This is a genomic window from Roseovarius sp. MMSF_3350 (genome assembly GCF_030733425.1).
In the GTDB taxonomy this organism is placed as follows: Bacteria; Pseudomonadota; Alphaproteobacteria; order Rhodobacterales; family Rhodobacteraceae; genus Roseovarius.
Window position 1 is genome coordinate 67,655 of the sequence record NZ_JASHIZ010000022.1, and the last position, 10,844, is coordinate 78,498.

Below are 10,844 nucleotides of genomic sequence, written 5' to 3' on the forward strand. Positions count from 1 at the left end.
GCACATGCGCGACCGCATCGCCGGGCCCAATGGTGGGATTAAGGCCGCGCGTCTGCGCCCGATCTGTTCCAAAAACGACTTCTGGTTCAAAAACGACAGAATCTTACGCCGCAGGGCAGCAATGGGCGCTGCGGCGCATGGCCGGGGCATTGGCCCCTGCCGATCGCCCCGGTCAGGAGGTTCCCCGCCTTGCGACTCGGGCCGCAAGAGCACGCCAATGCAGCCGCTTCAGCCCGGCCCGGCCGCCTTCAACGGCGCCCGTTTCACGCAGAGGTCATCGATAGAACCCCTCGCGCAGGATGATGCCATGTTCCAGCCAGGCCTTCATCGCGCAAAGCATCCCAGCCCAGCCCTCGCAATTTCCAAGGCAGGATTTCAGGCCGTCCGGCGTTTCCGACCAGCCGTATTCACTGATCCGCACCAGCGTGCGCCCATCCTCCAGTTCCTCGAAGGTCATCGTGACCGTGGTCCATGTGCCGGGGGAATGGTCGGCCTCCCATTGCAGGACGATGCGTTCATCCTGAACCACCTCCTGCACCTGCACGGGAAAGGCGCCGGGAAAGTCGTGAAAATCCCAGGTGACCTCGGCGCCGGTTTCCAGCCGCCCCCGCGCCCCGCCGGTGGTGAAGTATTTCGAAAGGCGCTCGGGCGCGACCACCGCCTCGAACACCTCGGCAACCGGTTTTGCGATCCGTCCGGCCACGGTGAATTTCAACTCCATCGCACGATTCTCCCTTTGCGTTCGCTCTCATAATGTTATAAAAATATAACATGTCAAACGAGGAACAATTCGACCGTCTTTTCAAGGCGCTGGGGCACAGGGTCAGGCGCCGGATGCTGGATTGCCTGCGTCAGGGTCCGAAAACCACCGGCGCCCTGTGCGAGGCGCTGCCGCATCTCGATCGCTGCACGGTGATGCAGCACCTGTCGGTCCTGGAAAAGGCCGGGCTGATCGGTGTCGAGCGACGGGGCCGGGAACGCTGGAACCACCTCGACGCCCTGCCGCTTCACGACCTGCAGCAGCGCTGGATCGGGCCTTACGCAGCGCACGCTTTGGCGATGCTGGCCGATCTCAGGGACGCGGTCGAAATCGATGATGCGGCCGAGCGTGCTGTCAAGAAAGCCCCGGCGCGCGGCTGACGGGTTTCGCTCTCGGTCTCGGCATCTGTCGAAATGGTCACCCACGCTTGGGTCGTGCATGCGCCGAAATGCCTCGCCCCGGTTCCATTGCCGAACGCATCGGGACAGCGGCACAGACCACGCGGCCCGGGCCCCACTCAGCCACCCGGACCCGCAGCGACCGCCGTCCCGGACTTGATCCGGGACCTCGCGCCGCCTCACTTCACGCGGCACATGCAGCCCGATCCTACCTAAAGGCCAGCACGGGGGACACCACCGAAACACCCGCCATACCGCCCCGGCCCCTAAACGCCGCTGTCCTGGGCCCTCGCACGCCCTCTTGTCAGGCCGCCACGCCCGCCAGCTCCGCCGCCATCTCCACCAGCCGCGCCAGCGCCTCGCTCAGCCGGTCGTCCGGCACGGTCAATGCCACGCGCACATGGCCCGCCGCGGCTTGGCCGAAGCTTTCGCCCGGCATCACCGCTACCTTGCGTCGATCCAGCAGCGTCTCGGCGAAAACCTCGCCCGACAGTCCCGTCGCCCGCACGTCCAGCATCACGAACATCGCCCCCTGCGCCGGGATCGGGCGCACCACGTCCTGGCCTTCCAGCAGCCCCAGCACCAGGTCGCGCCGCCGCCGGAAGGGGGCCGCGACCTCTTCCTCGAAATCCGCTCCTTTCCCAAGCGCGTAGCACGCCGCCTCCTGCACGAAACCCGCAACGCCATAGGTCGTGTGGGTCGACAGGTTGCCCATGTGCGAAATCGCCTCCTCCGGCCCCACGACCCAGCCGATCCTGCTGCCGGTCATGGCGTGGCTTTTGGACAGCGAGCCGATTACCAGCGTGCGCTCGGCCATCCCGTCCAGCATCCGGGGGCTGACATGATCGCCCACCCACAGTTGCGTGTCGTAAACCTCGTCCGAGATCAGCCACATGTCGTGCTCGCGGCACACCTCTGCGATCCCTTCCAGCGTCTCGCGGCCATAGACCGCGCCGGTGGGATTGTTCGGCGTGTTGATAAGCAGGCTTTTAGCGCCCTCCGCCGCGGCGGCGATATCCGTGGGATCGGGCTGAAACATCCGCTCGGGCCGCGCGGCCACCGCCACGTCCCGCGCTCCCACGGCCCGGATCGTGCCGGGATAGGTGGCATAGAACGGGTCGATGTAAAGCGCCCGGTCGCCCTCGTCGCAGGCCGCGTGATGCGCCGCGAAGAGCCCCGCCTGGCCGCCCGGCACCACCAGCACGTTGTCCGGCGTGGTCTTCACGCCCGTCCGCTCGGTGACCCGCCGCGCGACCGCCTCGCGCAGGTTGAGGTTGCCGTTGAACATGGAATAGCCCACATGGCCCGCGCGCGTGGCCGCATCCATCGCGTCGAGGATGCTGGAATCGGTGCCCACGTCATGCTCGCCGATCGTCAGCATGGCGACATCCTCGCCCGCCTCGATCATCTCCTTGGCGCGGTAATAGACGTCCCAGCCGTCCGACCCGCCGCCCGTCAGCCCCGTGATCCGCTTCGACAATGCCATGCCAGCCTCCTTCGTTCGTCGGCGCCACATGGCCCGGCGGCCTCTGCGAAGTCAAGCAACTGGCCAGCCTCCTTCAGATCTCGTCCGAGCGGTCCCCCATCACGTAGCGCGGCCCCGGCCCGCGGACCCGCGCCTTGTCTTTCGGATTGTATAGCGCGCAGGTCTTCAGCGACAGGCAGCCGCAGCCGATGCACCCGTCCAGCCGCGCCCGCAGCGCCTGCATCTGCGCGATCCGTTCGTCCAGCACCGCCCCGAACCGGCGCGAGATCCGCGCCCAGTCGGCCTTGCCCGGGGTACGGTGCTCGGGCAGCTCGGCCAGCGCCGCGCGGATCTCGGGCAGGCTGAAGCCCAGACCCTGCGAGATCATCACGAAGCTCAGCCGCCTGATGTCCGACCGCGCATAGCGCCGGTGCCCTGCGTCGTTGCGATCCGGGCGCACCAGCCCCTCGTCCTCGTAGTACCGTATGGCCGACGACGCGAGCCCCGTGCGCTCGGCGACATAGCCGATCGTCAGGCCGCGATCCGGCAAGGGTCTGACGGGCATGAGAATTTTCCCTCTTGGCTTCAAGTTAACTTGAAGGATTACGCTGATTTCACAATGGAATCAAGCTTGCAAAGGAGCGCCCCATGAAACTCGAACACGTCAACATTACCGTCCCCGATCCCAGGGCCAGCGCCGCGATCCTGTGCGATCTCTTCGGATGGCACGTCCGCTGGCAGGGGGCGGCCAAGGACAATGGCTTTACCGTCCACGTGGGCGACGATGACAGCTACCTGGCACTCTACGCGCCCGACAAGGCGCTTCAGGCGATGGGCGAGACCTATGGCCGAATTGGCGGGCTGAACCACGTGGGCGTCACCGTCGACGACCTCGCGGGAACCGAGGCGCGGGTCAAGTCCGCCGGCTACACGCCCCACAACCACGCCGATTACGAACCGGGACAGCGGTTCTATTTCGACGGTCCAGACGGAATCGAGTTCGAGGTGGTGCATTATGACTGACATCGGACGCAACCGGCGCGCCATCGGCCTCCTGCTCTATACCGGCGCGCTTCTCGGCACCGGCCTGCCGCTGGGCAAGCTGGCGGCCGCGGCCGGGGTGCCGCCGCTCGTTTGGGCCATGGTGATTTCCGCCGGGGCCGCCGGCGTGCTGATCCCGGTGCTGGTGCTGCAGCGGCGCTTCGCGCTGCCCCGGGGCCGGATGCTGCGCTATTCAGCCATCTCCGGCGTGCTCAGTTTTGCCGCGATCAACGCGCTGCTCTTCCTGCTGATCCCGCATGTCGGGGCAGGCTATGCGGGGCTGATGTTCGGGCTGGCCCCCGTGGCGACGCTCGCCGTGACGGTCATGGCGGGCCTTGCCATGCCGCCGCGCCTGGGGGTTGTCGGCATCGGTGTCGGCCTTGCGGGTGCGGCGTTGGTCGCGGTCACGCGGGGCGGGGCCGACGGGGCAGGGGGCGTGGGCTGGCCACTCCTTGGGTTCGCCCTGCCGGTGATCCTGGCCATCGGCAACCTCTACCGCACGCTCGACTGGCCCGAGGGGGCGCATCCCGCCGCCCTGGCGGCCTGGAGCCATGTCTTCGCCCTCCTGGCGCTCGGCCTGCTGCAACTCGCCATGACCGGCGACGTGCCGCTCGAGCGTCTGCATGCCGTGCCGCATCTCGTCCTGCCCCAGATGATCGTCGCGGGGCTGACCTTCCCGGCCTATTTCGCCCTGCAGCATGCGGGCGGCCCGGTCCTGCTCAGCCAGATCGGCTATGTCACCGCCGCGGTCGGGTTGGCCACCGGCACGGTCCTGCTGGGCGAGGTCTATGCCCCGCTGACCTGGGCCGGGGCGGCGGTGATCGCCATCGGCATTGCCCTGACCATCCGCGCGCAGCTCTCCCCGGCGCCGGAGGTCCCCCGGCGGGCGCCCTCCGCGGGTTGCGCTTGACCGGGCGGGGGCGGCCTTCTATGGTCGCCCCCATGACCGTTGCACCCATCACCATTTGCTGCATTACCCGCTGACATCGTCAGGCGGGCCGGTCTTCTATTCCATCCTTGAATGTTAGTTGCTAAGCCCGCCGCGGGACCACGCGCGCGAGGACGCCATGACAACTATCAAACTCCACAACACCCGCACCCGGAAGAAAGAGGTGTTCGAGCCTCTGAACAAGGACGATGTGCGCATGTATGTCTGCGGCCCCACCGTCTATGACCGCGCGCATCTGGGCAACGCGCGCCCCGTGGTGGTCTTCGACGTGCTCTACCGGCTGTTGCGGTATGTGTACGGGGCCGACCACGTGACCTACGTGCGCAACTTCACCGACGTGGACGACAAGATCAACACCCGCGCCGCCGAGACCGGGCGGGATATCTCCGACATCACCGCCGAAACCACCCAGTGGTTCCTCGACGACATGGGCAGCCTCGGCGCGCTGGAGCCCAACGAGATGCCCCGGGCAACGCAATACATCCCGCAGATGGTCGCGATGATCGAAAAGCTCATCGCCGACGGTCACGCCTACGCGGTCGAAGGCCACGTCCTCTTCCGCGTCCGCTCCTACCAGGACTACGGCAAGCTCTCGGGGCGCTCGGTCGACGACATGGTCGCCGGCGCCCGGGTCGAGGTCGCGCCCTACAAGGAAGACCCGATGGATTTCGTCCTCTGGAAACCTTCAGATGAGACGCAACCGGGCTGGGACTCACCCTGGGGTCGGGGCCGCCCCGGCTGGCACATCGAATGCTCGGCCATGAGCTACGAACTCCTGGGCGGAAGCTTCGACATCCACGGCGGCGGCAATGACCTGATGTTCCCCCACCACGAGAACGAGATCGCCCAAAGCTGCTGCGCCCACCCCGAGGGGACATTCGCCAACTTCTGGCTGCACAACGAGATGCTGCAGGTCGAGGGCAAGAAGATGTCCAAGAGCCTGGGCAATTTCTTTACGGTGAAGGATTTGCTCGACCAGGGCATTCCCGGCGAGGTGATCCGCTTCGTGTTCCTCTCCACGCATTACCGCAAGCCGATGGACTGGACGGCAGAGAAGGCGCGGGAGGCGGAAAAGACGCTGCGCAAATGGTACGCACAGGCAGCGCAAGGCATAGGAACCGGAGACCCATATAAACCTGTCGTCACCGCGCTTTCTGACGACTTGAATACGGCACGCGCAATCTCCGAGTGCCACCAGTTGTCGCTTGCCGACGATATCGCAAATCTGCGGTACACGCTTCAATTTCTGGGCTTGATGAATGACGCCGTCCCGGATTGGGTTTCGTCCTCACAGGTGGACCTCTCCGGCATCGAAGGAAAATTGATGTCAGCGCGTGAAGCGGCGATGCAGACGAAAGACTTCTCCGAAGTTGACCGTATGAAAACGCATCTGGCCGACGCGGGTGTGGAGGTCCGCATGAGCAAGACGTCTGTGGAACTCGTCCCAACCGTCGACTTCGACCCCGCCAAGCTGGAGGCACTCAAATGATCCTCCCGTCCAACCACCCCGCGCAGCGCTCGACCGCCGGTGGGGCGCAGCCCGGTCCGAGCGGGGCACTTTATGCCAGCCTCACGCCTCCGACCGTTTGTCCATACGCAACCGTCGCCAAAGCGCCCGCCGGAGGGGGCGGTCGGGCGCTGCGCGGCGGCGCCTGCAGGCGCCTTGATTCCGCGCGAAAAGCACGACGCCAAAGCAGGCCCCCCCAATGACCAAGACCCACCTCAGCCTCTACGACACCACCCTGCGCGACGGGCAACAAACGCAAGGCGTGCAATTCTCCACCGCCGAGAAACAGGCCATCGCCACCACGCTCGACCAGCTTGGCGTCGATTACATCGAAGGCGGCTGGCCCGGGGCCAACCCCACCGACAGCGCTTTTTTCGACGCCGCGCCCGAGACCCGCGCCCGCCTCACCGCCTTCGGCATGACCAAGCGCGCCGGGCGCAGCGCGGAAAACGACGACGTGCTGGCCGCCGTGATGAACGCCGGCACCGCCTCGATCTGCCTTGTCGGCAAGACCGATATCTTCCACGTCGAAACCGCGCTGGGCATCACGGCGCAGGAAAACCTCGAGAACATCTCCGCCTCCATCGCCCATATCGTCAAACAGGGCCGCGAGGCGCTGTTCGACGCCGAGCATTTCTTCGACGGCTACGCCCGCGACCCGGCCTATACGCTCGACTGCCTCAAGGCCGCGCATCACGCCGGCGCCCGCTGGATCGTGCTCTGCGACACGAATGGCGGCACGCTCCCGCACCGCATCGCCGACGTGGTCTCGGACGTCATCGCCGCCGGCATCCCCGGCGAGCGCCTCGGCATCCACACCCATAACGACACCGAAAACGCCGTCGCGGGCAGCCTCGCCGCCGTGGATGCCGGCGCCCGCCAGATCCAGGGCACCCTCAACGGCCTGGGCGAACGCTGCGGCAACGCCAACCTCACCGCGCTCATCCCCACGCTCCTGCTCAAGGAACCCTATGCCAGCCGCTACGCCACCGGCGTCACGGCGCAGGCGCTCGAAGGCATCACCATGGCCTCGCGCCAGCTGGACGAGATCCTCAACCGTGTCCCGATGAAGCAATCCGCCTACGTGGGGGCCTCCGCCTTTGCCCACAAGGCCGGGCTGCACGCCAGCGCCATCGTCAAGGACCCGACGACTTACGAACATATCAACCCGGCCACCGTCGGCAACGCCCGCATCATCCCGATGTCCAACCAGGCGGGCCAGTCCAACCTGCGCAACCGCCTTGCCGAGGCCGGGCTGGAGATCGAAAAGGACAACCCCGCGCTACCGCGCATCCTCGAAGAGGTCAAGACCCGCGAGAACCGCGGCTACACCTACGACATGGCGCAAGCGAGTTTCGAACTGGTCGCCCGCCGCGAACTGGGCCTTCTGCCCGAGTTCTTCGAGGTCAAGCGCTACAAGGTCACGGTCGAGCGCCGCAAGAACAAGTACGACAAGATGGTGTCCCTGTCCGAGGCCGTGGTGGTGGTCAAGGTCGACGGCGAGAAGAAACTGTCTGTCAGCGAGTCGATGGACGAGACCGGCACGGACCGTGGCCCGGTGAACGCGCTCGCCCAGGCGCTGGCCAAGGACCTCGGCCGTTACCAGGACGCCATCGCCGACATGCGGCTGGTGGACTTCAAGGTGCGCATCACCCAGGGCGGCACCGAGGCCGTCACCCGCGTCATCATCGACAGCGAGGACGGGCAGGGGCGGCGCTGGTCCACCGTGGGCGTGTCGCCCAACATAATCGACGCCTCGTTCGAGGCGCTGCTCGATGCCATAAACTGGAAGCTTTTGCGCGACGGCGGCGAGGCCTGAGCGGTGGACGACGCCTTCCTCGCCCTCCACCGCAAAATGACCCGGCAAGGCCCCGGCACGTCCGAGGATGTCCGCTGGGCCCTCAGCCAGCTTGACCTGCCCGACGCGCCCCACGTGATCGACGCCGCCTGCGGCCCTGGCGCCGACCTCGTGACGTTGGCCGAGTGTCTGCCGCGCGCCCGGATCGAAGGCATCGACCAGTTGCCGCACCTTGTCGAAGAGGCCCGCGTGGCCACCGCCCGCTTCACCAACGTCACCGTCGCCACCGGCGACATGGCGCAGATCAGCGGCTTTTACGACCTCATCTGGTGCGCCGGCGCGCTCTATTTCCTCGGCGTGACCGAAGGGCTGACGCTCTGGAAACGCGCCCTCACGACCGATGGCGCGGTCGCCTTCTCCGAACCCGTGCTCGCCCCCCACGCGCCGGAGGCGGCGCGTGATTTCTGGGCCGATTACACCGCCATCTCGGACCTCGACGGCATCACCGCGCGGGTCGAGGCGGCCGGCTACGAAGTGCTGAACCACCGGCTCATCACCGGCATGGCCTGGGCGGATTACTACGCCGAACTCGGCGGTCGCATCGCCACCTTGCGCCCTGGCGCGGACGCGGCGTTGACCGGCGTGCTCGACGCCGCCGCCCGCGAAATCACCCTCTGGCGGCAGGCCCCCGGTGATATCGCCTACGCGCTCATCCTTGCGCGCCCTGGCTTCGGGGCTACCTGACCGCCATGGTACTCGACCCCGACATCATGGCCTGCGCGGGCCTTGTGCAGCGTGGCGACCCCGAGCGTTTCGCCGCCACCATGGCCGCCCCCGTGTCCGCGCGTGAAAAGCTTTTTCCGCTTTATGCTTTCAATGTCGAAGTCTCCCGCGCCCCCTGGGTGACGCAGGAATCCATGATCGCCGAGATGCGCCTGCAATGGTGGCGCGACGTGCTGGAGGAAATCCGCACGGGCACCGAGGTGCGCCGTCACGAGGTCGCCACGCCGCTCGCCGCGGTGTTGACGTCCGACTTGGCCGGGCGCCTCGACACGCTGGTCGAGGCCCGCCGCTGGGACATCTACCGCGACCCGTTCGAGGACATGAGCGCCTTCCGCGCCCACCTCACCAACACGTCCGGTCTGCTGCTGCTGGCCGCCGCGTGGACGCTGGGAGACGCGCCGGAAGACCCGATCCTCAAGGCAGGCTATGCCCAGGGTGTCGCCAACTGGCTGCGCGCCGTGCCGGAACTGGAACGCCAGGGCCGCGTCCCGCTGGTCGAAGGCACGCAGGCGGCCATCCGCGCCCTGGCCGACGATGCGCTCGCCGCACTCTCCGAGGCCCGCCGCGCGCGGCTTGCGCCCGAGGTTCGTCCCGCCATGCTGGCCCTCTGGCAGACCGACGCGATTCTGCGAAAGGCCCGCCGCGACCCCGCCGCCGTCTCGGAAAACCGCCTGACCCCGCCGCCCTTCCGCTCCCGCCTCGGGCTGCTGCACCGGGCCCTGACCGGACGCTGGTAAACGGAGCGCCTGCGGCGCGCTCTATCCGGTGGAATGAGCGGCGCTGCCCCCCAAAACCCCGGAGTTTTTTCGGCAAGAAAAAGGTCAGGCCGCCTTCGGCCGCATCACCAGCCAGATCAGCGCCCCGCCCGCCAGCGTCAGCAGCGGCACCATCGCCAGGTTCACCGCCGTCCACCCAGCCTGCGCCGTGCTGCCCGAGCAGTTCATCAACCCGCCCGAGGCCAGCGAGGCCAGTGTCACGCCACCGAACACCAGAAGGTCGTTCATCCCCTGCATCCGGCCGCGCTCATGTGCGTCATGGGCGCCCGCCAGCATGGTCGTGGCCCCGATAAAGCCGAAATTCCATCCCAGCCCCAGCAGGATCAGCGCGATGAAGAAGTTCTCGATCTCGACGCCTTGGAGCGCCACGACGCCAGCCGCGGCCAGGATCACCAGGCCCGCTCCAACGATCCTCTCCACCCCGAACCGCGCAATCAGATGCCCGGTGAAGAAGGACGGCGCGAACATCGCCAGCACGTGGCCGGTGACGATGTCGGCGGCGTTGGCTTCGGTGAACCCGCAGCCCACCACCGCCAGCGGGGTCGAGGTCATCACCAGGTTCATCAGCGCGTAGGACACCATCGCGCAGATCACCGCCACGGCAATCCGCGGCGTGGTCAGCAGTTCCCACCGCGTGCGTCCCCTGGGGCTGTCGGGGGCCGGCGGCGGCGGCTTGGGGATATCCAGGAAAAAGAACAGCAACGCACCCAACAGGTTGATCGCGATCACCGCCAGGTACGTGCCCAGGAACGGGACCACCATCGCCTGGCTTGTCACCTTCACCAGTTGCGGGCCGATAATCGCGCTCGCCAGCCCGCCCGCCAGGACGTAGGAAATCGCCTTGGGCCGGAACGCGTCGCTCGCCGTGTCGGCGGCGGCGAAGCGATAGAAGCCCTGCGCCGACATGTAGATGCCGGTCAGGAAACTTCCCGCCAAGTACACCGGAAAGGACGCAAGATAGAGACCATAGCCCGCAACCGCCGCCCCCGCGGCACCCCCCATGGCCCCGATCAGGAACCCGGCCTTGCGCCCGAACCGCTGCATCACCATCGACAGCGGATTGGCCGAAATCATCGACCCCAGCACGATCAGCGAAATCGGCAGCGTGGCGAAACACACGTTGCTGGCAAGGCTCTGCCCGGCCAGCCCGCCCACGACGAAGATCATCGCCATCTGCGCGCCCAGCACCGCTTGCGCCAGCACCAGAACGGTCACATTCCGCTTCGCGCGGCGGTCGTCGTCATAGGGCAGGACGGTCTCACTCATGCCGCCTTGCTAGACCCCTCTCGGGAAGCCCACAAGACCCCAAATCGCCACCGCGGCATGCTTTTCCTCTGGCCAAAAATATCCCGGGGTGCGCGAGGGGC

Annotated in this window: 11 protein-coding genes; 7 read left to right on the plus strand and 4 right to left on the minus strand. The window is 66.9% G+C overall.

Features of this window, described 5'->3' with window-relative positions; all coding sequences use genetic code 11:
• Window positions 1-274 precede the first annotated feature (274 nt).
• Window positions 275-721, minus strand: a complete 447-nt coding sequence (locus tag RBB31_RS17785; RefSeq protein ID WP_306130599.1) for an SRPBCC family protein — start codon at window positions 719-721, stop codon at window positions 275-277.
• 50 nt (window positions 722-771) lie between these two features.
• On the opposite strand from RBB31_RS17785, the gene RBB31_RS17790 reads away from it, so the two are divergent.
• Entirely contained in the window at window positions 772-1,140 is a 369-nt protein-coding gene (locus RBB31_RS17790) for a helix-turn-helix transcriptional regulator (RefSeq protein WP_306130600.1), read from the plus strand.
• 322 nt (window positions 1,141-1,462) lie between these two features.
• Here the strand turns inward: RBB31_RS17790 and RBB31_RS17795 are convergent, their stop codons facing one another.
• Together RBB31_RS17795 and soxR are read right to left on the minus strand one after the other, a co-directional pair.
• Complete coding sequence (locus RBB31_RS17795; protein WP_306130601.1) at window positions 1,463-2,644, minus strand: pyridoxal phosphate-dependent aminotransferase; 1,182 nt, start codon at window positions 2,642-2,644, stop codon at window positions 1,463-1,465.
• 73 nt (window positions 2,645-2,717) lie between these two features.
• On the minus strand, window positions 2,718-3,188 hold the full coding sequence (gene soxR, locus RBB31_RS17800; RefSeq protein ID WP_306130602.1) for a redox-sensitive transcriptional activator SoxR: 471 nt from the start codon (window positions 3,186-3,188) through the stop codon (window positions 2,718-2,720).
• An 83-nt stretch (window positions 3,189-3,271) separates the two neighbouring features.
• Between soxR and RBB31_RS17805 the strand changes: the two genes are divergently transcribed.
• From RBB31_RS17805 to RBB31_RS17830, 6 genes are all read left to right on the plus strand, one after another.
• Window positions 3,272-3,646 carry a VOC family protein gene (locus RBB31_RS17805; protein ID WP_306130603.1) on the plus strand — a complete coding sequence of 125 codons (375 nt, stop codon included), beginning with the start codon at window positions 3,272-3,274 and terminating at the stop codon, window positions 3,644-3,646.
• Window positions 3,639-4,574, plus strand: coding sequence for a DMT family transporter (locus tag RBB31_RS17810; RefSeq protein ID WP_306130604.1), 936 nt, complete (start codon window positions 3,639-3,641; stop codon window positions 4,572-4,574). The genes RBB31_RS17805 and RBB31_RS17810 overlap by 8 nt, the downstream gene beginning before the upstream one ends.
• Window positions 4,575-4,731: 157 nt before the next feature.
• Window positions 4,732-6,102 (plus strand): cysteine--tRNA ligase, encoded by a 1,371-nt coding sequence (gene cysS / locus RBB31_RS17815; RefSeq protein ID WP_306130605.1) that lies wholly within the window; start codon window positions 4,732-4,734, stop codon window positions 6,100-6,102.
• 217 nt (window positions 6,103-6,319) lie between these two features.
• Window positions 6,320-7,939 carry a citramalate synthase gene (gene cimA, locus RBB31_RS17820; protein WP_306130606.1) on the plus strand — a complete coding sequence of 540 codons (1,620 nt, stop codon included), beginning with the start codon at window positions 6,320-6,322 and terminating at the stop codon, window positions 7,937-7,939.
• A 36-nt stretch (window positions 7,940-7,975) separates the two neighbouring features.
• Complete coding sequence (locus tag RBB31_RS17825) at window positions 7,976-8,662, plus strand: trans-aconitate 2-methyltransferase (RefSeq protein WP_306130607.1); 687 nt, start codon at window positions 7,976-7,978, stop codon at window positions 8,660-8,662.
• A 5-nt stretch (window positions 8,663-8,667) separates the two neighbouring features.
• Window positions 8,668-9,438: a squalene/phytoene synthase family protein gene (locus RBB31_RS17830; RefSeq protein WP_306130608.1), complete on the plus strand. Its 771-nt coding sequence runs from the start codon at window positions 8,668-8,670 to the stop codon at window positions 9,436-9,438.
• A gap of 84 nt (window positions 9,439-9,522) precedes the next feature.
• Here the strand turns inward: RBB31_RS17830 and RBB31_RS17835 are convergent, their stop codons facing one another.
• Window positions 9,523-10,743 carry an MFS transporter gene (locus RBB31_RS17835; protein WP_306130609.1) on the minus strand — a complete coding sequence of 407 codons (1,221 nt, stop codon included), beginning with the start codon at window positions 10,741-10,743 and terminating at the stop codon, window positions 9,523-9,525.
• Window positions 10,744-10,844 lie beyond the last annotated feature (101 nt).

Bases quoted from the DNA above. Each gene is read 5' to 3' on its own strand.
- RBB31_RS17785 (WP_306130599.1), bottom strand. From the start codon at position 721: ATGGAGTTGAAATTCACCGTGGCCGGACGGATCGCAAAACCGGTTGCC.
- RBB31_RS17790 (WP_306130600.1), top strand. From the start codon at position 772: ATGTCAAACGAGGAACAATTCGACCGTCTTTTCAAGGCGCTGGGGCAC.
- RBB31_RS17795 (WP_306130601.1), bottom strand. From the start codon at position 2,644: ATGGCATTGTCGAAGCGGATCACGGGGCTGACGGGCGGCGGGTCGGAC.
- soxR (WP_306130602.1), bottom strand. From the start codon at position 3,188: ATGCCCGTCAGACCCTTGCCGGATCGCGGCCTGACGATCGGCTATGTC.
- RBB31_RS17805 (WP_306130603.1), top strand. From the start codon at position 3,272: ATGAAACTCGAACACGTCAACATTACCGTCCCCGATCCCAGGGCCAGC.
- RBB31_RS17810 (WP_306130604.1), top strand. From the start codon at position 3,639: ATGACTGACATCGGACGCAACCGGCGCGCCATCGGCCTCCTGCTCTAT.
- cysS (WP_306130605.1), top strand. From the start codon at position 4,732: ATGACAACTATCAAACTCCACAACACCCGCACCCGGAAGAAAGAGGTG.
- cimA (WP_306130606.1), top strand. From the start codon at position 6,320: ATGACCAAGACCCACCTCAGCCTCTACGACACCACCCTGCGCGACGGG.
- RBB31_RS17825 (WP_306130607.1), top strand. From the start codon at position 7,976: ATGACCCGGCAAGGCCCCGGCACGTCCGAGGATGTCCGCTGGGCCCTC.
- RBB31_RS17830 (WP_306130608.1), top strand. From the start codon at position 8,668: ATGGTACTCGACCCCGACATCATGGCCTGCGCGGGCCTTGTGCAGCGT.
- RBB31_RS17835 (WP_306130609.1), bottom strand. From the start codon at position 10,743: ATGAGTGAGACCGTCCTGCCCTATGACGACGACCGCCGCGCGAAGCGG.